At 39.3% G+C, this 23272-nt stretch carries 21 protein-coding genes; 9 read left to right on the forward strand and 12 right to left on the reverse strand.

The window, feature by feature from the left end; all coding sequences use genetic code 11:
• Positions 1-10: 10 nt before the first annotated feature.
• From J0N78_RS04330 to ncs1, 6 genes are all read left to right on the forward strand, one after another.
• Positions 11-1045, forward strand: a complete 1035-nt coding sequence (locus J0N78_RS04330) for an ABC transporter ATP-binding protein (RefSeq protein WP_209121783.1) — start codon at positions 11-13, stop codon at positions 1043-1045.
• Positions 1029-2024, forward strand: a complete 996-nt coding sequence (locus J0N78_RS04335; RefSeq protein WP_209121784.1) for an ABC transporter ATP-binding protein — start codon at positions 1029-1031, stop codon at positions 2022-2024. The genes J0N78_RS04330 and J0N78_RS04335 overlap by 17 nt, the downstream gene beginning before the upstream one ends.
• Positions 2025-2256: 232 nt before the next feature.
• On the forward strand, positions 2257-3027 hold the full coding sequence (locus J0N78_RS04340) for a sensor histidine kinase (RefSeq protein WP_209121785.1): 771 nt from the start codon (positions 2257-2259) through the stop codon (positions 3025-3027).
• A complete protein-coding gene (locus J0N78_RS04345; protein ID WP_209121786.1) occupies positions 3024-3716 on the forward strand; it encodes a response regulator transcription factor in 693 nt (230 codons plus the stop codon). The genes J0N78_RS04340 and J0N78_RS04345 overlap by 4 nt, the downstream gene beginning before the upstream one ends.
• Positions 3713-5032 (forward strand): SLC5/6 family protein, encoded by a 1320-nt coding sequence (locus J0N78_RS04350; RefSeq protein ID WP_209121787.1) that lies wholly within the window; start codon positions 3713-3715, stop codon positions 5030-5032. The genes J0N78_RS04345 and J0N78_RS04350 overlap by 4 nt, the downstream gene beginning before the upstream one ends.
• A 12-nt stretch (positions 5033-5044) precedes the next feature.
• Positions 5045-6487 carry an NCS1 family nucleobase:cation symporter gene (gene ncs1 / locus J0N78_RS04355; protein ID WP_209121788.1) on the forward strand — a complete coding sequence of 481 codons (1443 nt, stop codon included), beginning with the start codon at positions 5045-5047 and terminating at the stop codon, positions 6485-6487.
• A gap of 304 nt (positions 6488-6791) precedes the next feature.
• Here ncs1 and J0N78_RS04360 read toward each other — a convergent pair whose 3' ends face one another.
• The 4 genes from J0N78_RS04360 to J0N78_RS04375 all read right to left on the reverse strand — a co-directional run bounded on the left by J0N78_RS04360 (position 6792) and on the right by J0N78_RS04375 (position 10121).
• Entirely contained in the window at positions 6792-6977 is a 186-nt protein-coding gene (locus J0N78_RS04360) for a hypothetical protein (RefSeq protein WP_209121789.1), read from the reverse strand.
• Positions 6978-7042: 65 nt separating this feature from the next.
• Positions 7043-7273, reverse strand: coding sequence for a phage integrase N-terminal SAM-like domain-containing protein (locus J0N78_RS04365; protein ID WP_209121790.1), 231 nt, complete (start codon positions 7271-7273; stop codon positions 7043-7045).
• 169 nt (positions 7274-7442) lie between these two features.
• Positions 7443-8858, reverse strand: coding sequence for an aspartate ammonia-lyase (locus J0N78_RS04370; protein ID WP_209121791.1), 1416 nt, complete (start codon positions 8856-8858; stop codon positions 7443-7445).
• A 30-nt stretch (positions 8859-8888) separates the two neighbouring features.
• On the reverse strand, positions 8889-10121 hold the full coding sequence (locus J0N78_RS04375; RefSeq protein ID WP_209121792.1) for a dicarboxylate/amino acid:cation symporter: 1233 nt from the start codon (positions 10119-10121) through the stop codon (positions 8889-8891).
• Between the two features lie 154 nt (positions 10122-10275).
• Between J0N78_RS04375 and J0N78_RS04380 the strand changes: the two genes are divergently transcribed.
• The 3 genes from J0N78_RS04380 to J0N78_RS04390 all read left to right on the forward strand — a co-directional run bounded on the left by J0N78_RS04380 (position 10276) and on the right by J0N78_RS04390 (position 13181).
• Positions 10276-11547, forward strand: coding sequence for a sensor histidine kinase (locus J0N78_RS04380; protein WP_247747107.1), 1272 nt, complete (start codon positions 10276-10278; stop codon positions 11545-11547).
• A 5-nt stretch (positions 11548-11552) separates the two neighbouring features.
• A complete protein-coding gene (locus tag J0N78_RS04385; protein WP_209121793.1) occupies positions 11553-12473 on the forward strand; it encodes a response regulator in 921 nt (306 codons plus the stop codon).
• A 177-nt stretch (positions 12474-12650) separates the two neighbouring features.
• Complete coding sequence (locus tag J0N78_RS04390) at positions 12651-13181, forward strand: hypothetical protein (protein WP_209121794.1); 531 nt, start codon at positions 12651-12653, stop codon at positions 13179-13181.
• Between the two features lie 428 nt (positions 13182-13609).
• On the opposite strand, the gene J0N78_RS04395 is transcribed toward J0N78_RS04390, so the two are convergent.
• The 8 genes from J0N78_RS04395 to spoIIID form a co-directional block, all read right to left on the reverse strand.
• Positions 13610-14839, reverse strand: coding sequence for an amidohydrolase (locus tag J0N78_RS04395; protein ID WP_209121795.1), 1230 nt, complete (start codon positions 14837-14839; stop codon positions 13610-13612).
• A 157-nt stretch (positions 14840-14996) separates the two neighbouring features.
• The gene (locus J0N78_RS04400) at positions 14997-16562 is read right to left on the reverse strand and encodes a glutathione ABC transporter substrate-binding protein (RefSeq protein WP_209121796.1); all 1566 of its coding nucleotides are present in this window, start codon (positions 16560-16562) and stop codon (positions 14997-14999) included.
• Between the two features lie 123 nt (positions 16563-16685).
• Complete coding sequence (locus J0N78_RS04405; protein ID WP_209121797.1) at positions 16686-18167, reverse strand: amidohydrolase family protein; 1482 nt, start codon at positions 18165-18167, stop codon at positions 16686-16688.
• Positions 18168-18609: 442 nt separating this feature from the next.
• Positions 18610-19302, reverse strand: a complete 693-nt coding sequence (locus J0N78_RS25700; protein ID WP_247747108.1) for a DNA-directed RNA polymerase subunit beta — start codon at positions 19300-19302, stop codon at positions 18610-18612.
• A 139-nt stretch (positions 19303-19441) separates the two neighbouring features.
• Positions 19442-20281 (reverse strand): flagellar hook-basal body protein, encoded by an 840-nt coding sequence (locus J0N78_RS04415; protein ID WP_209121798.1) that lies wholly within the window; start codon positions 20279-20281, stop codon positions 19442-19444.
• A 14-nt stretch (positions 20282-20295) separates the two neighbouring features.
• On the reverse strand, positions 20296-21114 hold the full coding sequence (locus tag J0N78_RS04420; protein WP_209121799.1) for a flagellar hook-basal body protein: 819 nt from the start codon (positions 21112-21114) through the stop codon (positions 20296-20298).
• A gap of 362 nt (positions 21115-21476) precedes the next feature.
• On the reverse strand, positions 21477-22481 hold the full coding sequence (gene mreB, locus J0N78_RS04425; RefSeq protein ID WP_209121800.1) for a rod shape-determining protein: 1005 nt from the start codon (positions 22479-22481) through the stop codon (positions 21477-21479).
• Positions 22482-22590: 109 nt separating this feature from the next.
• Positions 22591-22875, reverse strand: a complete 285-nt coding sequence (spoIIID, locus tag J0N78_RS04430; RefSeq protein WP_209121801.1) for a sporulation transcriptional regulator SpoIIID — start codon at positions 22873-22875, stop codon at positions 22591-22593.
• Positions 22876-23272: the final 397 nt, after the last annotated feature.

A 23272-nucleotide genomic window follows, 5' to 3' on the forward strand; every position in this document is an offset into this window, starting at 1 on the left:
GGTGATTATCATGAACGAAAAAAATAGACCCATTTTAGAAGTCAAAGGATTAAAAACACATTTCACTACAAAACGCGGTGTGAGTAAAGCCGTGGATGGAATCGATTTTACGTTGTATAAAGGTGAGACGCTCGGGGTTGTTGGAGAATCGGGCTGCGGAAAAAGCATGACCTCCCTCTCTATTCTGCGCTTAATCCCTTCTCCTCCAGGAAAAATTGCAGGAGGATCGGTTTTGTTTAAAGGAAAAGATTTAGTAACGCTGTCAGAGGATGAAATGAGGTCCATTCGCGGTAATGAAATATCGATGATTTTTCAGGAACCTATGACTTCATTAAATCCTGTCATACCCGTCGGAGAACAAATAGCTGAAGCATTAAGACTGCATCAAAGAATGGGTAAAAAGGCGGCGTGGGAAAAATCAGTGGAAATGCTGAAATTAGTAGGAATCCCTTCTCCGGAAAAAAGAGCCAAGCAGGAGCCCTTTCAGTTAAGCGGCGGGATGCGCCAGCGTGTAATGATCGCCATGGCTCTTGCCTGTACGCCTGAAGTATTAATTGCTGATGAGCCGACGACCGCCTTGGATGTTACCATTCAGGCACAAATTCTCGAGCTGATTAAAGACTTACAGACAAAGCTCGGAATGGGGGTCATCATGATCACCCATGATCTGGGGGTTGTCGCCGAAACTTGTGACAAGGTCGCCGTCATGTATGCCGGAAATATTGTCGAGCATGCTTCGACAGAACAAATTTTTGCTAGCCCAAAGCATCCATATACGCAAGGTTTGCTCGACTCCTTGCCTAAAATTCATGAGGACCAAGATGAATTAACAACGATTGAAGGCAGCATTCCAAGTCCATACAATATGCCATCCGGATGTCGCTTTGCCTCCAGATGCCCTTACCGAGAAGAGATTTGTCTAACACAACAGCCAGACCTCATCGAACAAAGTGACGGCTCTAAAGTAAGGTGCTGGATCTATACTGACCAATGGACAGGTAAAACGGAAAAAGAGGGGGTTTTTCCTGATGGAAGCTACAACTGAAAAAAAAGTTATCCTACAAGTAGACCATTTAAAGCAATATTTTCCGATTAAAACAAACTCTATCTTTAAGCCAAAAACGTATGTCAAAGCGGTAGATGACGTTTCCTTTCAACTTTATGAAGGGGAAACTTTAAGCATTGTTGGAGAATCGGGCTGCGGCAAGTCAACAACCGGACGAGCTATTTTACGGCTTGATGAACCGACTGGCGGAATCGTTCAGTATTCTGGGAAAAATATTTTAGAGCTCAATAAAAAAGAGCTTAGAAAGCTTAGAGGCGATTTACAGGTTATTTTTCAAGATCCATTTGCGTCGCTTAACCCTCGGCAAACCGTTAAGCAAATTTTAAATGAAGCGATGGCGATTCAAGACGTGGTTGATAAATCACATAGATTGGACAGAATGCTGGAATTGCTCGGCTATGTCGGCCTTCCTCCAGAATCACTCGATCGTTATCCACATGAATTTAGCGGTGGACAGCGCCAACGAATCGGGATTGCGAGAGCACTTGCGGTTAACCCAAAGCTCATTATTTGTGACGAAGCGGTTTCTGCTTTAGATGTTTCCATTCAAGCGCAAATTCTTAATCTATTAAAAAAGCTGCAAAAGCAGTTTCAGCTGACCTTTCTCTTTATTTCACATGATTTAAGTGTAGTCAGACATATTTCAGACCGTGTAATGGTAATGTACTTAGGAAAAGTGGTTGAAATCGCGGAAAAGAAATCACTATTCGATTCGCCGCTTCATCCCTATACGAAGGCGTTATTATCGTCTATTCCTGTCCCTAATCCGGCTTTAAAAAGAGATCGTGTCATCTTAAAAGGAGATGTGCCTTCACCAATCGACCCGCCGAGCGGATGCCGGTTTCATACGCGCTGCCCATTTGCAACCGATATTTGTAAGCAAAAGGAGCCTGCCTTAAGGGAAATTGAACGCAATCATTTTGTCAGCTGTCATCTTGCAGAGGAATTATCACATTAAAAGCCTAAAATTATTTTAAAAAAAGGCTCCTTTCTCAGAGATTGTTGCTTTTAGCTTTTGGACCGTAAGCCAAGCGGATGCTTGGCTCTTCACGCATAGCGTAAAAAACGGTCCAAAAGCAACAAAGTTTACGAAAACAGCCTAAAAAATTTTAAAATGTTTACTATGATATATTAATATGGGAGTAGTTATCTTCTACTCCCATTTTCTTGAACAAAAGGAGACTCGCAAAATGCTAACCCTTGATGCTTTCTCCATCTATATCATGTTTTGTGTCTTAGCTCCATTAGTCGGTGCATTTACGTTACTTTTTTTGTTTCTGTTTGAAAAACGAATCGATCTGCTTGAAAAACAAACACGTGAAATTGCGTTAGAGAGAGAATTGCAAACAGCTCTATATAATCAATTGAACAAGGAAATCCAGCCGCATTTCTTTTTTAATACGTTAAATTCAATATTAGGCTTAGCAAGACTCGACCGCAAAACTGAATTAATCCGTTCAATTGAAACACTATCCAAGCTGCTTAAATTTAAATACCAGACGAATGATAACTTTATAACGATTGCAGAGGAATTAACTTATATTAATTATTATTTAGAAATACAAAAAACAAGATTTAGAGATCGACTTCATTACGAAATGATAACGGATCCAAACGTCACGAAAGCGATTATTATTCCATTTTTAATACAAACGCTTGTCGAAAATGCTTTTAAACATTCATTTGAAAAACATATCGGTGAGGCTTTTTTAAAAATTGAGGTTGTAAAAAAGGAACAGGAAGTACACGTAACCGTTTGGAACAACTCGTTTGACAGCCTTGAAGAGAGTTCTCAAGAAGGCGGGCTCGGTTTAGAAAACATTGCAAAACGGCTAGAATTACTGTTCCCAGATCATAACACCTCTGTCCAATTAACTAACTTACATGACGGTACGACCGTTTTAGCTGTGTTCCCCTTTGTAATCAAGTCTGAAAAACGGGAAGGTGAAAGAACCAAATGAATATCTTGCTAGTAGATGATGAACCGATTGAGTTAGATCAGCTTGAATATCTCGTTCAAAAAAAGTTTCCAACTTGGACGTTTTTCAAAGCACAAGATGCTTCGAAAGCCCTGCAAATCGTTAAACAGCACGACATCTTTCTTGCTTTACTGGACATTCAGCTTCCAGGAAAGTCAGGTCTTGAGTTAGCAATGGAGCTTTCGAGTAACTATACAATGGACATTATCATGGTCACAGCGTTTCAAAATTTCGAATATGCTCAAACCTCCATTCGCCTTGGCGTTGTTGATTACATTACAAAACCTGTTATTGAGGATGAGTTAATGGGCGTATTGGCAAGGTATGAACGATTGGGCAGGTACTCCGAACAAATTGTTAAAGCCTTGCAAATTATCCAGCAGGAGTATAGTGAGAAGTTAACGTTAAATTATCTCGCGTCTAAAATCCATATTAATTCAGCGTATCTCAGCAGAAAATTCCATGAAGAAGTCGGAATGGGCTTTTCCGAATACTTAAATGACTTTCGCTTAAAGGAAGCCCAAAAAATGCTGATGGAATTCCCTGATTTAAGTATTAGTGCCATTTCAGAGCGGTGCGGGTTTAACAGCCAGCATTATTTTAGCCAAATGTTCCGCAAAATGACTGGACAATCTCCACGTGATTATCGCTTGAAGGAGCAATACCGTTGAAGAAAACTGACTATCAATTTTATGTAAGCGGAGCCATCAAACTAGGTGTCGGATTCGGTATTGTAAGCTTATTGTCAAGGTGGATAACAGGAAATACGATTCTTTCCTCTCCAGAAACGTTAATAAAATATGGACTAACTGGAGGAATCGGCTATTCGCTAATGGGTGCTCTTGCTCTAATTCTGTTTGGTTTTTTGGCGAAAAAAATCCGCGAGAAATATAACAACCAGCATACGATAGGCGACGTTTTAAGACAACGATTAACTCCATTCGGTTATTGGTATATGATCTTCATCCTCCTTTTAACGAGCACGCATTCTATGTTTGTGCAAGCCATGGGGGCAGGAATTCTGTTACACATCATTTTTCCGGTGCCAATTTTTGCAGGGATGTTCATCTTTTTATTATTTTGCTTTTTTATCGGAGGAGTTGGCGGCATGCAGCGGCTTCATCAGCTTGCCGGTGTAAATGTAGCATTGATCTTTGGTGCTGTCATCTTTATCCCCGTCTATTTTTATATTCAAGAAGGCGTCTATCCTGTTTATGAAGGGATTAAGCTTTACCATCCCTATGTATTGTACATTAAAAATACAGATGCCATTTGGTTTATTTTTACTGCGATCATCATCGGCTTTGGACAAGTAATCATCGATCGGGCCACTTGGCAAAGGGTATTTATTTTAAAGAAAGAAAAAGTCCAAATGATCTTTACTCTAGCTGGATTAATTTGGGCTACCATCCCACTGGCATTATCCTCCCTATTGATGATCATTATTTTTGGGAGAAGCTATGAAAACATTTATTCGTTGCTTTTTGAGCTAGTCGGTAAAATTCAATCGACGTTGCTCATTGTCTTATTTGTTCTGTTTTGTTTTAGTGCAATTTCATCTACAATTAGTGCGGAAATTCATGCAACAACAACGTTAATTGTAAAAAATATACTCGAGCTATTTCGCCCTTTAACGAATAGGGAAAAGTGGAAATACACTTACATTCTTTCTGGAATGATCTGTGTATTTTTACTTGCTATGGTAAGTATTCTTACCCCGAATCCGCTCGAGTTACTATTTTTCTTCGGGAATATTTACGCAGCCATGATCGTTCCAATGCTATATATCATTCTTGGAAACAAAAAGCTGCCTTTCATCATTCCCTTAGCATCATTCATCGGTGCTGCAGGAGGATACGTTGCTTTACCTATACTAAAAAATCTTACGGCCATTTGGATGAGTTTTGCTATTTCCAGCTTGATTTGTCTCATTTTTTTCATCTATCAATCTCTTTTTGCTAAAGAGAATACCTTTAATAGATCCTAGGGGGAATTTTCTTTGGAACACAACGAAGCATTACTTGATGATATATCGATTCATAGCTTAGACTTAAGGCCGACAAAGCCAGAAGCTCGAACATTGAAATTCGGGCATTTTTTCTCATTATGGATGGGGTCGGTCCATAACATCCCCTCTTATGTAACCATCGGGGGATTTTTTGCGATCGGATTATCGATTTCACAAGTATTTTTCATTATTTTAATTTCAGCAATCATCCTTGCGGCAATGATGGTCTTAAATGGTCATGCTGGCTATAAGTATGGTATTCCGTTCACGATGCTGCTCCGGACAAGCTTTGGTGCAAAAGGTGCTATACTTCCGGGGGTGCTAAGAGGGATCATTGCCGCTATTATGTGGTTCGGGCTTCAAACGTTTGCAGGCAGTCTCGCAATTTCGATTCTTATCGGTTATTTTTGGCCAGACTTCTTATCATTAGGCGGAAATTGGAATATCTTTGGATTAAGCCTGCCTAATCTTCTTTCGTTTCTAATCTTCTGGACAATCAATGTTTCCTTTATTTATGGAGGAATTACGACATTAGGAAGGTTAACGAAGGTGATCTCACCGTTAGTTTTTATTGTTTTCGGCGGCATGAGTATTTGGGCGATTAATTTAGCTGGAGGCATTTCACCTATACTTAGCTATAGCGCTAAAGGGGTCGACGGAAATAGTGTTTTTGTCATATTCACTTGCATTTCGGCGATTTTGGCCACTTGGGTCGCTCCGATTTTAAGTGTATCTGATTTCACAAGGTTTTCTCGCTCCAATAAAGACCAGTTCTTCGGTCAAATAGCTGGGATTGTGACGACTTATTTGCTTTTTGCAATCGCAAGTATTTCGATTATTGTCGGCTCAGAAATTGCTTTTGGGGTCCCGATTTGGAATGTCCTAGAGGTCGTTGACAAGTTTGATAGTCACTTTGCGATCGTCCTCTCCTTATTAACCGTTTGTTTATCAACTCTATCAGTAAATATTGTTGGTAATATCATCCCTGCTGGTAATCAATTGGTCGCTCTTTTCCCAAAAAGATTTACGTTTAAATCAGGTGCTTTAGTTGCAGCGGTAATCGGAATTCTGATTATGCCATGGAAACTAATGGAGAGTTCTACTAGTATTTTTGCATTTTTAAATGTCGTCGGGGGATTGTTAAGTCCTGTTATCGGTGTTATGTTAGCCCATTATTTTTTCATCAGTAAAAAAGAAATCAATGTCCAGTCGTTATATACTTCAAAGGGTGAGCATTCCTTAACAACAGCGATCAATCTTCCGGCGGTCCTTGCGATGCTCCTAGCAGGCACACTTAGTTTAATAGGAAACTTTATCCCAGCCTTCGCCCCGCTATATAGCATTTCTTGGTTTACAGGAATCACCCTATCGATCGTCCTTTATCTTGTATTTTGGTATTTTAGCAAACGATTATCTAGTAAAATGATTAAATAATATATCAAATCATTGTTAATGTAGTTACCAGAATGTGTTGATCCATTCTGGTTCCTTTTTCTTTGCTGGAAAATTGATTGCACTCTCCTTCAAAGAAGGGGAAATTTTAAACTTTGCATGTCTTATTTTTATGTTAAGATGTTTTATTTTAGCTGTTTTCGTAAACTTTGTTGCTATTGGACCATTTTTTGAACATAAATCAGCCAGATGGACAAATTCATTTGTCCATCTGGCTGATTTATGTTCAAAGGCTTCACGCCAAAGCGTGAAGAACCAAGCTTTCGCTTGGATAACGGTTCAATAGCTAAAAGCAACAATCTTTTAGAAAAGAGCCTTTATTTTCAAGTTTAGTCATTTTATTTTCAAGTAGGGCTGCTTTATTTTCAAGTTCTGGGATTTTATTTTCAACTTCTGGAGTTTTATTTTCAACTTTGGGCCATTTATCGATTTCTCGACAATAATAGACAAAATTCAGCACTCTTCTTTTCACACTCACTACTTTTTATCATGCAAAATTTTTGATTGGCCGAGAAGAATGAAGTCGCGGCCCCCAGGCTATGGGAATTCATTCTTCGATTTTCCTTTTGTTTTACTTACTAACTTTCTTTTATTAATTGGAAAAATATATTGTTGGATATCCTCTTGATTGATATCATAAATGGGTCTATCTAGTTCCTGCATAAAGGAAAGAAATGCCTGTATTCTTCGGTAATAGGATTCTCTTGAGGATTCGGGTGTACCTTTAAGTTCAAAGTATAGTTCTATTTTTTGATCATATTGCTTCATAAAATTGCCTCCTGATTATTGATTAATAGATTAGTTGAATAATCAATATCAGAAGGCGGAGCACGGCCAAAAGTAGTAAAATTATGGGGATATATTTTCGTTCTTCTCTTGCTTCTTTTTCATGGAAGAAGGAAGCGTAAGAACCGTCCCCTTGCTTCTTTCTTGCTTCTTAGTTTTTCAACAGAAAACGGTTGCCTGCGATTCCAGGAGTGGTCATCTCGAAAGGATTTAAAATTTCCTCTAGTTCTTCCTTTGATAGCAAGCCTCGTTCAAGACAAATCTCGACAATAGTTTTCTTAGTGGCAATAGCTTCTTTTACTAGTTGAGCGGCTGTTTCATACCCAATATACGGGTTTAAGGCTGTGATAATCCCTAAGCTATTATCAACATAGCTTTGACACTTTTTCTTATTTGCTTTCAAATCACAAAGGAGGTAACGGTAAAAAACATCAATGGCATTTTTATATATTTTAATAGATTGAAGCAGGTTAAAAGATAAAACAGGAACCATGACATTTAGTTCAAATTGACCACTTTCAGAAGCCATACAAATAGTTTGGTCATTACCAATGATTTGAAAGGCAGTTTGGTTTACTACTTCCGCCATAACAGGATTCACCTTACCGGGCATGATTGAGGAACCAGGTTGGCGGGGTTGTAATGAAAGTTCATTAAGTCCTGTGAATGGACCAGAAGCCATCAAACGTATGTCATTACAAATCTTTGAAAGGTTAACAGCACTCACTTTTAGTGTAGCAGACAATGTCGTATATGCATCTGTATTTTGAGTACTATCTATAAGATTCTCAGCAGAATATAGCGGGATATTTAATTGTTTCCCTAAGTGCTCTGTTACCTTTTTAATATAGTCTTCTTGAGCGTTTAAACCTGTACCTACTGCTGTGGCTCCCATGTTAATGCTAAGGAGCTCCTTAGCGGCCTGAGAAATGCGCTTGAGATCACGCTCGATCACACTCCGGTAAGCTCCAAATTCTTGTCCTAATCGAATCGGGACGGCATCTTGCAAATGGGTTCTCCCCATCTTAATCACATCATCGAACTCTTTTTCTTTTTGCTTGAATCCTTCGACCAATTGTTCCAGCGTATCAATAAGCTGTTGTGTAAGTTGAAAAGCGGCAATTTTTACTGCTGTTGGTACAGTGTCATTAGTGGACTGAGACATGTTGACATGGGTATTTGGTGAACAATAGAAGTATTCACCTTTTGACCTTCCCATCAGCTCCAAAGCTCGGTTTGCAATGACTTCATTCATATTCATATTAATGGAAGTCCCAGCTCCCCCTTGAATGCTATCTACAATAAACTCTTCAGACAGTTGACCATTACTTATTTCCTCTGCTGCTTTAACGATATTAGCACCAATGGAAAACTTCAGCATTCCTGTTTCGATATTCGCTAATGCTGATGCCTTCTTGACTTCCGCCAACGCAAAAGTGATTTCTTTATGAATCGGTATACCGGTTATCGGGAAATTTTCAACTGCTCGTAATGTTTGTATTCCATAATAGGATTGAGCAGGGATTTTTTTTTCGCCTAATGAATCTTTCTCCACTCGAAAAGACATATAGTCACCTTCTTAGATTAATTTTCAATTTTATGCTGTAATGGATGTTTGATCGTTTTTCTGCGTGTGATCTTCATCGTTTTTTTCATTACCACTCACTACAACAGCGGCTGCCGCATCTCCCATCACGTTTACTGTTGTACGTATCATATCAAGAATGCGGTCAACGCCCGCCAGTAAAGCAATACCTTCAAGCGGAAGCCCAACTGAGGTCATAACCATTGTTAGCATAATTAAGCCTGCACTTGGCACACCCGCTGTTCCGATCGAAGCTAATGTTGCCGTTAATACAACGGTCACTTGCTGAGTAAACGTCAAATCAATTCCAAAAAACTGGGCAACAAACAATGCACAAACACCTAGGTACAATGCAGTCCCATTCATATTAATCGTCGCCCCGAGAGGAAGAACGAAGCTGCTAATTTCCCGCGGTATTTTTAAATTTTCTTCGGTGCATTTAATCGTTACCGGGAGCGTTCCAGCACTGCTTGACGTACTGAAAGCAACAAAGATTGCAGGGGCAATGCCCTTAAAGAATGTGATTGGACTCATTTTTCCGAATGCTTTTACACTAATGGAATAAACAATGATCGCATGAATAAAACAGCCGATAGCTAATGCAAGAATGACTTTCAGCAGCGGAAGTAACACTGATAAACCATATTCTCCGACTGTAGGAGCGACTAAGCCAAATACACCAACTGGTGCAAAACGCATCACAATACCCGTAATTTTGTACATCACCTCAGCCATTTGTTCAAAAAAGCTATAAACAACTTTTCCGTTCCCACCTAGCATCGTTATCCCTAAGCCGAGAAAAATCGCAAAGAAGATAATTTGCAGCATATTCCCCTCAACAAGGCTGGCGATTGGGTTTGTCGGTACGATGTTTAAGAGTGTATCAATAATTCCTGGTGCTTCTTTTGATTCCACTTGTTGTTCTGCTGAAACAGGAATGTCTAATCCTTCTCCAGGCGAGAAAACGCTTCCAATAAAGAGTCCAATTGAGATAGCGATCGCTGTAGTCAACAAATAATACCCAACTGTCTTAACACTCAATTGTCCTAATTTTTTCAAGTCACCAGTACTTGCAACGCCGACAACTAAAGATGAGAGTACTAATGGAACAATGATAAACATAATTAATCGTAAAAATAGATCTCCAAGGGGCTGTACAATTTTAATCCCCGGTCCTACAATAGCTCCTAGCACAATCGCAACAATAAACGCAAGAAAAATTTGAATCACTAGATTATTTTTCATCGTTGTCCTCCTTTTTGAATTAAGTTAATATGATTGTAAGCGCACTCCTACGAAAACCTACAGAAACTTACAATAAAAAACTTCATAGGTATCTCTTTTTTTTTATGTTTTACGTTAAGATTCAAACCGAGATTAGATACAGGACGTGTATATAATGATTAGAGAGAAGACTTTCATTTTTATGATCATGCTCGTAGCCGTTCCTTTAGCAGGTGAATTAAAATTTTATCCTTTTGCCGGAGATTTTCGAGTTAGCTTTGGGACGCCTGTTTTTTTCTTCTTTTTACTATGGTTAAGAAACTTCTATCCGTTGTTATCCGGTTTGTTAGTCGGAACGGCCATTGTCATATTTCGCATGTTCTTAGTAGGGGTTAAAGGAGATGAAATCAGCATACTAGAAGCATTTATGATGCATATTCCTGCTCTGTTTTATTACGTGGCTTACGGTTTAATGTTTGCTGTAATAAAAGTGCATCGTTTCTATGATCGACCGTTTTTAGTTGGACTCTTTGGTATCGTTCTTGAAATCGGAGCAAGTATGGCAGAAATCTCCTTAAGGTACACGCTGTCTGGTAACGTGATGACACTCTCAACATTCATTCTTATAATCGAGATTGCCTTCATTCGCAGCTTCTTTGTTCTTGGCTTTTTTAACATCCTCATTTTACGTCAAGCAAAGCTAGCCAAAGAACATCAGCAAAAAAGAATTGAACATATGTCTATGCTAATCTCTAACTTATACGCAGAAACGATCCAATTGAACAAGTCGATGAAGCATGCAGAAGAAATTACAAGGACTTGTTATGAGTTATACCAAAAGTTAATAATGAGTTCAGAACAAGGGTTAGCAACAGACGCATTAAAGATTACCGGACAAGTTCATGAAATTAAAAAAGATAACCAAAGAATATATGCCGGCCTTTCGAATTTAATTTCGAATGAAAGCATCACCGATTTTATGAGAATAGAAGAACTAGGGAAAATTATTATAAAATCGAACGAGAAATACGCTCGTTTACTCGGAAAAGAAATAAAGTTTTTTCTTGATGTAAAAGGTGATCACCCTCCATATCATACATATCTTTTGTTATCGTTAATCAATAATCTCGTCTCAAATGCTGTTGAAGCGATCAAAGATACCGGGATTGTTACACTTTCAGCCTCTCCCTGTGGCCAGAAAGTTGAATTTCGCGTTACAGACAATGGCCCTGGTATTCCTGAAAAAAAGCAAGAACTCATTTTCAAACATGGCTATACAACGAAATACGACTTGTCTGGAAAACCTTCAACAGGCATAGGACTCTCTTATGTCAAAGAAGTTGTTGAAAGCTTTGGGGGAACAATTACAGTCAAGGATTCTACCAAAAGTGAGACAACGATTTTTGTAATGAAGATACCTATTGAACATTTGGTACAGAAAGGATAATGCGTATGCGCTATTTTATTGTTGATGATGATGAGGCCATCCGCGGCATGCTATCGGAAATTATAGAAGATGAAGATTTAGGGGAAATAGTAGGCGAAAGTGCTGATGGATCATGTATCAATACGGATTTACTTGAGCGGAAAAAAGTTGATATTTTACTCATTGACCTGTTAATGCCCGTTCGAGACGGCATTGAAACCATCCGCGCATTTGACCCTAATTTTCACGTAAAAGTTATTATGATCTCTCAAGTAGAAGCAAAAGAATTAATTGGTAAAGCTTACTCTCTCGGAATTGAATATTACATTACAAAACCGATTAACCGCTTGGAAGTTCTAAGTGTTTTGCAAAAAGTTACTGAGCGCGTACGCCTGGAAAAATCGATTTATGATTTCCAAAAATCATTAAACATATTAAACAACCCGAAGAAGCATAAAAATCCATATAAAGACCACAGTATTAGTAATTCTGGTAAAAGTCTACTATCTGAATTAGGGATTATTGGTGAAAGCGGGAGCAAGGATTTATTGGAAATGCTTGAGTATTTGTATCAGTATGAGAAAAAAACTGAATCAGAGGATACATTTCCTCCGTTAAAGAGGATTTTTGAGAACATCATTAAAAGACGATTAGGACCAAGAGCAAAAACAGAAGATATTCACCGAGAAATCAAAGCTTCTGAACAAAGAGTCAGGCGAGCCATCCATCAGGCACTTGTTCACATCGCTTCTCTTGGTGTTTCCGATTATTTGAATCCCACGTTTGAGCATTACGCTTCCAAGTTTTTCGATTTTGTACAAGTTCAAAAAAAAATGATGGATTTACAAGACGACCGGGAAGCGAGTACCTCACCAATCCGAATTCATACGAAAAAGTTTATTCAAATGCTGTATTGGGAAGCAAAGCAGTCGATAGAAAAAAACTGACTTCGTACACTAGAAAGTATAAAGTAAACTAGCAAACCAGTTAGAAAGTTGGTCGGAATATCATGTACAGAATTGGTGTAGTTGGTCCACACTTATCAGTAAACCGAATACTAGGGGTAGCTTGTAAAATAGAGAAAGAAATCATGTTCTCTCCATTTCCTCCAGATTAGAGAAGCGATGGCTTCTGGAACTTATGTTGCTGCTACTGTAGAAGTTGAGTTAAATAAGTTTGTTGCTGAAAAATCAAAAAAAACCACTTGGATACCAGAAAAATATCAAACAAATGTTATTTTACTTTTCCAGCTTTTTATTGGTGGAGCGATTGCTATTGTTTTAGATAAACTTACTGGAATACCATATAGTATATGGGCTTTAACTATTGGAATCATTGGAAAAGTTATTGGTTTTTATCCAGATAGAGTAATGGAACGTGCCAATGCCTTTACTATTGGAATGATTGGATTGGTATTCCTAGTTATTTCCTTTATGAATGAAATTACATTTGAGATGATTATGAGTTCTCTTCCCGAAGTTCTAACAATTATTATTTTAGGAGTTATCGGGATTATCTTAGGCGGATATATTGGCTCAAAATTGTTCAAGTGGCATCCTTATAAAGGTATTCCTGTTGCTTTAACTGCTACTTTCGGGTTTCCTGCCGATTATATTGTTTGTGAGGAAGTTAGTCGAAGCGTTGGAAGAAATTAGAAAGAGGAAGAAGCGATATTTAATGAAATCGTATCACCTATGCTCATAGGAGGGTTTACTACAGTAACGGTTGCTTCCGTTATTATTGCAAGTATATTAATCAAAACACAATAAAATAGATATATAAAATGTTGTTCGAATACTATGGAACTAATCAGTCAATTTTAAAATACTATAAAGAAATTAACTAATAGTAGAGCATGTTTTAATCCATTGATTTCAAAACATGCTCTTTAAATTGAACTTATATTAAGGGTTGGTTGGTTGCCTTCACGATCTAATGGTGTGACCGCTCTTTATTTTTAACTTTTGAGATTTTATTTTCAAGTTTGTGCCCTTTATTTTTAACTATTCGGGTTTTATTTTTAAGTTTGGGAGTTTTATTTTCAACTTTGGACCATCGATTTCTCGACACAAGTAGACAAAATTCAACACTCGTTCAGATCACCGTAAACCAAGTTTCCATTGTAAAACACGACTTGCCGTTTTGAGCGTCTGGCAACGGCTTCTGCAGAGCAACTCGCATCGACGAGTACCATATTGGCTAAATCTCCTACTCTAGGCCATACTTGGTTGCCTTCACGATCTAATGGAGTAACTCCACCCGTAATTAAGTTTAGTGACTGTGAGAGTGCGACCTCGTCCGTCCAGCGATAACGTTCAATTAAACGGCCGAGTCTTTCTAGTACATCCCCGTTACCTGTTGGCCACCATGAATCAAAGATATTATCGTTTCCGACCGCTACTTCAACTCCGCATTCCTGCAAGAGCTTAACAGGGGGGATGGCTCGGCCAATTGGAAGACTCGTTACAATTGAAATGCCTGATTCTCTTAATATTTCAGCCATTTCAGTCGCTTCTTCAGTCGAAACCTCTCCAAGTCCAAAGGCATGACTAATCGCTACTCGTCCTTCCCAGCCAGCCTGCTTTGTTAAAAAGGCGAGCCGTTTCATCGTAAAAGTCCCGAGATGCCCCGGGTCATGTAAATGCAAATCGATATCTGCATTTCCTTCAACGGCAATATCCATTAACTGTACGAGTGATGCTTCGATATTTTGGTCGATTGTAGCTGGATCGACTGCCCCAACGATCCCTGCCCCGTTTCTAACCGCTTCTCTTACTAGTTGAACAGAATTCGACCGCAGCAAACCATGCTGGGCAAACGCAACGATTTCTGAGCTGAGTTTATGAGAATACGTGTCTAGCGCCTGTTGAACTTCTTCTAAATTTTTCAATTTCACTTCCGGATAAATGTCCACATGTGTTCTAACATGTGTCGAACCACGAGATAATAACTGATCGAGCAAAGCTTCTGCCCGCTCACGTGTACTTGTCGGCATGTCTTTTAGAATATTCTTTTCAATCTCGCATCTTTCAATAACATTTGCAGCGGGAATGCAAGCTCTCCAGCTTTCCCCCATGTACGTCTTATCGAGATGAACATGCTTTTCGACAAAAGAAGGCAGCATAAGTAGTCCTTGTGCATTTTTTTCCGGTAAATCGTTAGGAACCCCTTCGTTAGCTTTCACCATTTTTGTTATTTTTCCATCTGCTATCAATAGATGAAAGAGGTCGGTTTCTGTACCGATGACTCTTCCATTCTCTCTTTTGTATCCACATTCTAAACGTACATTTTTTAACCAATAACTCGTATTCATGTCCAATCACCTTTCTTATACTAAAGATTGTAACGAAAAATTGAACTACCCCCACTTCGTCTTTCTTGCTTCCTCAAAGCCTTGCAATAGGAGTGTTAACACCAGTTAAACAGGATAAAAGGGGTATCCAAATCGGATATCCCTCTTATGAAAGGATTTATTTTATTGAAACGTCATTAATTTCTAAATAGCCAGAAGGACTAATTGAAAACCCTTTGACACTTTTTGAAACAGCGGCCATATTTTCAATCACTCGGACTGGAATATATACTGCATCTTCCATTTCCAATTCTTGTGCCTCTGCATATAGTTCAATACGCTTGTCCTGATCTTTTTCAGCACGAGCAGCCTCGATTAAACGGTCTACTTCTTCATTGCTGTAAAAGAATGTATTTCCAGAAGGCCCCTGAGAATTCGTATGGAAAAGGTTATATTGATTATAGTCAGCATCACCAGTTGCATTTCTCCAGCTGAGGATAAACATTTCTGAGTCCCCACGATTTGCTTGTTCTACAAACGTGCTATACTCCAATACCTGTATATTTACTTTAATCCCTATTCCCTTTAACTGTGATTGAAGTACTTCTGCAAGATTGATTCTCTCTTTACTATCCATTGTTTTTAAAGTCGTTTCAAATCCATTTGGATAACCTGCTTCAGCAAGTAACCGCTTTGCTTCATTAAGGTTATATTCATAGGCTTTCATATCTGGATGGTACCCGAAAACCTTTGATCCCAATACTGAATTTGCTTTTTTTCCGATATTATTAAAAACACCCTCGATAATCGAATCCATTTCAACGGCATGAGCAATTGCTTTTCGGACCCGAACATCTTCAAATAGTGGATCCTGTACATTAAAGCCAATATACTCTGTTCCAAATCCTTCACTACGGTAAACCTCTGAATTATTCGAAGCTTCTACCGTATCCATCATCGTTACAGAAAGAGGTTCAGCGATATGTGCCTCACCTGTTTCAAGCATCGAAATTCTCGTCGTTTCTTCTGGAACAACCTTAAATACGACTTTATCTACCTTAGGTTCAGCTCCCCAATACGTTTCATTTTTATGAAACACAATTTCTTGACCTGGAGTCCATGAATCAAAAACGAATGGGCCCGTTCCAATTGGCTCTTGAATAATATTTTTTCCGTATTTTTCAATTGCTGTTGGACTGATAATTCCGCCTTCATGACTGGCTAAAATAGACAGCAAAGGTGAAAACGGTTCAGATAAAATAAATTGGACCGTGAATTCATCGACAACCTTCACTTCTTTTACCATTTTAAAAACAACTGCCCGAGGAGAACCAACATCCGGATCTAACAGGCGATCAAATGTTGCTTTAACAGCATCGGCATTAAAAGCGGTCCCGTCATGGAATGTAACGTCATTTCTAAGTTTGAATTCCCATGTTGTATCATCTAGCTGCATCCACTCTTCAGCCAACAACGGCTTGATGTCAGCATTTTTATCTCGCCCTACTAGCCCCTCATAGATTTTACTATGAGTGATACTTGCCGAATTAATTGTAGACATAAAGTGATGATCTAAATTCTCAGCGTCTGATAAACGAACGATAACTAATGTACCGCCATCCTTTGTTACTTTATCCTGATCACTTTCCTTTGTGTTCACGTCCTGATTTGTAGAACAACCGGTGATAAGGATTGCTAACACCATAACTAGAAACCATTTTCCAAACTCTTTTTTCACTTGCATAGACTCTAACCCCCTGATTTTTTTAAAATAAATACTAGGTCTTTGTCTAATTATAATAAATATTCTGATTATTTTATTTCGAATATCTTTACTACTTTTTTCATTATTTTTACTTCTTTTAAATTATTTTTCTACTTTAATAGAGTCAACCACTTTAAAAGAAGGCGGAAGCAAATCATTTTCAGAAAGCTGCTGATAATCTCTTTCCAAATAACCCTTTCTCATCTTGTCGAAATAACTTTGTCCCTTCTGTTTAATTTCGTCTAAATGATGATTAGGTAGTTTTCGGTCCTTCATCACTACCCGGCCGTTAATAATTGATAGTTTTACGTCTCTTCCGGTTCCACTCACGATCATTGTTCGAATCGGGTCATCTAAAACACCCATATGAAACCCATCTAAGTCAATCGCAATTATATCTGCTTTCGCTCCTACAGCAAGTCGGCCGAGGTCATCCCTTCCGAGAAATGCAGCGGCACCAAGAGTAGCTGCCCGGTAAAAATCAGCATACGTAGAGTCCTCCACCTCTTTTTCTATGAGTCGAGATAGCATGCTTCCTGTTCTAATGTTCTGAAACATATCTGGTGGAAATGTGTCTGTCCCTAATGCCAGATTAATGCCAGCCCTTTTATATTTTGCAAAGGATTCTAAAGCGTAACCGTGTCTTCCAATAATTAAAGGACAATGAATTACAGTTGTATTCGTTTCTTTTAAAAGCGCTATATCATCCCCGCCCCCGTTAAGTGCTTCACTGTAACCAGAAATAAAATGAGCGTGCGGTATTCCTGTTTTGGGACCTAAAAATCCTAGATCATACAAATACCTTATCGGGGTCACACCATGTGTATTAATGATGGTGTCGTATTCAAAGCTCCCTTGTGCAGCATGAAGTTTGATTGGCACACCCAATTTTTCACTATAATATTTTGTCTGTAAGAGACTTTCTTCCGTTTGGCATTCGATTCGTTCTGGAGCTAGCATCCCTTTAACTAATCCATTAAAAGCACCGTCAAATTCCTCCACAAACCTTACAGCTCTTTGTAAACCTTCTCTCCCAGCTTCCTCATCCCAGTAAAGCTTGATCGTTCCGTCTGGCTGCACAACTCTAATCCCGGATTGATAACTTGGCCCTAGATAAATTCTTAGCCCTAAGTCTGCTGCGTGGTTGGCTGCAGATGCTAATTCTTCATACGTTTCTGCCCATTTTTTATAATAAACAGAAGTAATCGGCATTGCTGTTGTAATCCCATGTAAAATAAGCTGTGAATAAGCGTAAAGGGATTTAAAAGCTTCTTCTTCCTTTGTCATTACTTCATGATGGCCCTGTTCTACATAACGCTCTGACCAAAGCAGATTTTTCTGTCTGTTCGGACTCGCTTCTAAATGTAAAATGTCGTGATCAATATCTCCTAATGCGTTTAAATCGATAAACCCTGGGCTAATGACCGCGTTTCCAGCATCAATCACCTCATCCACTTCATGAGAATAATTTTTCCCAACATAGATAATCGTGTCATCTTTATAAACGACTTCCGCATTTTCTAAAATGACATGGTCGTGCCCATCATAGCCAATAACGTATCTTCCCTGAACCTTGATTTTCATTGATTTTCTCCTTTCGTAACAGCAAAATGTAATCTTCCATTCTAACCTCTGTTAGATTGACTGGAATAACGTCTTCCTTTTTTCCATATCCAAGAGAGCTTAGCTCATCATCCAGCCGGTGCATGGCGCTGCATCGATTGTAGCTATTTTTCATTTTGCTTGCCTTTGCCTTCAAGTATAAGGAAAAAAGCCGACTTCTTTTTTCAGAATTATTACCTTTTTTTAAATTTTCTTTACCTCTTTCTAGTATGCTATTTACTTGAAATATCTTTGAAAGGATAGCGGGTGTGAAATAAAAGGAGGATTTTCTAGTGAAAATTACGAAGATTTAACATTCGATGAAAGACGGGTAAACACCGCTCGGCATTCGAACGGTGTTTTGTATGTTTTAGTATTCACTATATTTTAAATTGAACATATGAGTTTTGCAGTTATTACAAGTTTATTCGGCACCGCTGATGATTTTAACGATATGCTCCCATGTTTCGCGTTTCAGTACATCTGTTGGTATACCTTCTCCTACCACACCGTAACCAAACATTAAGCCTCCAACTAAGCTTAACCCACATAACAGGATCACAATGAACAGACGGAGCCAAACCGGAACAAGACGGACCCGTTCTTTTCTTCGTTTTTTCCGCTTTGTTCGTTCTTCTCGCGTATCTTTTGGTTCTCCCAAAGAAGCAAGGGTCTCTTTTTCATCTGTAGTTAGAGTAGCTTTATTACTTGAACGAGATGGTCGGTCGGCATGAACCGTAGATGCTTGGTGAATGATTGTGTCTTTGCTCATGTCTACTCCTTTTTCTCCTTCTCCATTTGATGTATCGAATGACGTCCGATCAGTAGAAGAGAAGATCTTCGTCGGATCGTTTTCCTTGTTGTCGACTCGTTGTTCATCTTCATCACGACCGGATTCCGAAGTTGTCGATTCCAGAGCGGCATAACGTTCCGCCTCACCGTCCTCACGATCGTGACCGTCTTGGTCTTCTCGGTCTTCTTTCCCCACTGCATCAGTTGAAATCGGCCGTGCAGCTTCACCAGCGCCCTCATCATGGTTTCTATTAGCTTCTGGAGCTGGTTCTTTCGGTTGTTGCTCTATATTTAATTTATCTTTTTCTAGATCACGATTTTCCATAACTACTCCCTGTCCTGCATACATAGTATAGTAGGGTTGTCGAATTTACTAGATGATCGCTTGATTAAAAAAATGCTAGGGCTAGCACACTACCGAAAGCAAGTAGTGTTAGCCTAAATGTATATTGTAAGCCTAAAGTTTAACGGATTGAATTCACTAAGCCCATCATTTGGTCAGCGGTTGAAATCGACCGGGCATTGAATTGATAGGAGCGTTGTGCTAAAAGCATTTCTGACATTTCTTTACCAATATCAACATTGGACATTTCTAATGCACCTTGCTTTAAGCTCGCTTGTTCTGCTCCAATGACACCTAAAATATCAGCAGGTACATACCCTTGTTCAATCAAGTTATCTGGGAGACCAAATAAATTCTCACCAATTTGTTCAAGGATTTGCGGTCGTTGTACCCTGACCAATTCTACCTGTCCTGCTGGGGCGGTTGTTCCATCTCTAAGTATAACAGAGATTCTACCATTTTCATCTATTTGCACTTCTGAGTGGTCAGCTGGTACTGTAATTGGACCATTTGGACCTAGAAGTTGATGCCCTTGCCCCGTGACGACATTGAGTACGTCTGGGTTATTCGGATTTTGTGAAAAATAAAAAGCACCATCTCTCGTATAACGTACTTCTGATTCGCCGTTATTACTAACTTCGACTTGGAAAAAATGACTCGGGTTTTGTATAGCAAGATCGAGCGGTCGATCCGTTTGTTGAATAGAGCCTTGTTCCGTTCGTAACGAGGTTTGTCCAATTTTCGCTCCTGCTCCGACACGGATACCGTTCGGTGTAAGACGACCGGTTTCCATGGATGGTACCGTTTGGTTGTTCACTTGTTGGAATAATAGATCAGAAAAAGTCGCTTCACGACGCTTGAAGCCTGTTGTGTTTGTGTTCGCCATATTATGTGCGATTGTATCCATTTTCTTTTGTAATTGCCCCATCGTTACGGATGCCGTCATCATCGATGTATTCATGCTCTCACACCTCCTTATCCAATACGTCCAACTTCATTGACCGCTTTTTCTAAGCTACGGTCGTATGCTTGTAGTACTTTTTGATTAGCCTCAAAATTGCGATAGGCACTCATCATCTCTGTCATCGTCTGAGCCGAATCAACATTTGATCGTTCAACAAAGCCTTGCTGAATTTGATAAGCAACTTGTCCATTTCCAATTGCCGTTGGTAATTCCCCTTCTTCGGTGAGCCGTAGTAATCCGTCACCTTCTTTGACAAGGAGCATTGGATCTTCGGCTAATGCGACTTGAATTTGTCCTAATGGTTCACCGTTTTCAGTAAGAACGAAGCCTTCACGATCAACTCGGAATTCTTCATTGCCTACTTGGAGGGGTTGTCCATCTGTGTTCAATATATAAAAGCCTTGGCTATTCACTAAAAAGCCTTGACCGTTTACTGCTAAATTTCCATTACGCGAATACCGAACCTCACCATCGCTATTTTGAACCGTAAAAAATAATGCACCTTGTCTACCTTCTTCGTTAACCGGTACCGTTCCTTGAAGAAGGGCTAGATCCGTATTGTTATCTGTTTGTTGCAGGTCACCTTGTAAAAAGTTGGGCGTCCGTTCTTGCAAATAAGCTCCTGTCGCTAACGACCCTACAATATCGGAGCCCGTCTTCATGTTTGACGTGTTTACTGCTTGAATGAGCATATTCGGAAATGAACGTAATGACGCCTGATCCGCCTTAAACCCAGGCGTATTCGCATTCGCTAAGTTATTCGTCAACATTTCCTGTCGCTGCTGTTGGGCAAGCATCGCTGCAGCTGAACCATAAATACCACGAAGCATAACCATACCTCCTCTAACTGACGGTGTCAGGAACCGTTAACATATTAGCGCATTATTGCATTTATGTGTTAACGTACGAGCTGTACCCTGTTCATTGCACCGTATTGGTGTCCCATTTGAAGTGCGTAGTATGGGATCCACCGTTTTAATGTGCCGTCCTTATGCAATTGATCTTGCATAATTTTTGTTTCTTCTATTATATCGTCTACCCACTAGTTGTTGGATAGAGGTAATTTTTTCTTAAGGGCAGAATGATTTAAACTTTACACTGATGAGTCTCTTAGTGACCGCATTTCCTTAATTCTACTTCCTCAGGCTCCTTAAGTTGAGCAAACCAGACTTGTTTAGGCGTCCATACATCATTACAGACGAACTTTTTTGCTAGACATTTTATCTAAGTTTTCTAAAAGAATTCCCGTTCCTTTTGCCACACAATGCATCGGTTCATCAGCAATAAATACAGGAACTCTAAGTTCTTCTGCTAAAAGTTGATCAATTCCATGCAAAAGTGCGCCGCCTCCTGTTAAAATCACACCTCGGTCAATGATGTCAGCAGATAGTTCAGGTGGTGTTTTTTCAAGTACGGTTTTGGCAGCTTGTACAATATAAGAAACCGATTCAGTAAGAGCGTCTTGAATTTCTTCTGAATAAACTGTAATCGTTCGTGGAAGCCCGCTTACCATATCGCGTCCGCGGATATCCAATTCTTCTTTACGAGCACCTGGAAATACCGTTGCAACTTGTTTCTTAATCTCTTCAGCCGTACGTTCCCCTATGAGAAGCTTGTACTTCTTTTTAATATAGTGGAGGATTTCATGGTCAAACTTATCTCCAGCTATTTTTATTGAAGAGGCGGTGACGATATCACCCATTGAAAGAACAGCAACATCTGTTGTCCCACCGCCTATGTCTACGACCATGTTACCGCTCGGTTGAAAAATATCCATTCCAGCTCCAATCGCAGCTACTTTTGGTTCCTCCTCCAAGTAAACGTTTTTTCCACCACTTTTCTCAGCAGCTTCTCGAATTGCCTTTTGTTCTACAGATGTAATTTCCGTAGGACAACAAATTAAGATTCTTGGCTTTGAGAAAAAACTTTTTACATTAATTTTACTTAAGAAGTGTTTTAGCATGGATTCTGTGAGTTCGAAGTTTGCGATTACCCCATCTTTCATGGGACGTAAAGCAACGATATTTCCTGGTGTTCGTCCGACCATTCGAAATGCTTCTTCTCCTACAGCAAGCACTTTTCCACTCGTTGTATCCAAAGCAACAACCGATGGCTCATTTAAAACAATTCCACTTCCTTTTACATAGATCAGAACATTTGCTGTACCTAAATCAATCCCTATATCCCGTCCGAACATTAGTGATATCCTCCCTGTTTTAGCTAATCAATCGACAGCTTTATACGCTGTATTATTACCAATGTATTATTTTATCATATTTTGTCTATACAGGGATTGATTTTTGTTTTCAATTTTGAGTTTTTACAACTTTTTCGTTCGGTTGGTCTGATTTTTTGTATTTCACTTTCGTTGCCTCACCACCGCGTAAATGGCGAATCGACTTATGGTATTCGAGGATTTCCTTTACTTCATTTGCCAACTCTTGATTGATTTCAGGTAATCGTTCGGTTAAGTCCTTGTGTACAGTGCTCTTGGATACGCCAAACTCTTTTGCAATCGTTCGGACGGTTTTCCTCGTCTCGACGATGTACCTGCCTATCTTGATAGTACGTTCTTTGATGTAATCGTGCACACCACTCGCCTCCTAATCAATGTTGGTGATTGGTACATTTTATTAAGGAGGAAGGGTATATATACCAAAAAGTCAAGCAGGACAAGGCAATTTTTCATACTGTAAAGGAATTATGCGTGATTTTTTTTGTAACATTAAGAAAATAAGTTAGGATCAACGGACGCTCAACCGTTCGTATAATAGGCTTTTTCCACTTTATCAGCTCTAGAAGCAGCAAAATATTTTTTTCGAAAAAAAATTAAAGTAAATAGGAAAATAGAAGGGTTGTTTACAAGAAAAGCGGAAGCGTCCGTTTAGCGGCGTATGGACTGGAGCCCCACCGTATGAGATAAAGGAAACACATCGAACGGTAGTGAGGCGATGTTGACTTATCGTAAGGAGGGGGAGCGAAGTCCAC

Source organism: Alkalihalobacillus sp. BA299 (assembly GCF_017745675.1).
In the GTDB taxonomy this organism is placed as follows: Bacteria; Bacillota; Bacilli; order Bacillales; family Bacillaceae_F; genus Alkalihalobacterium.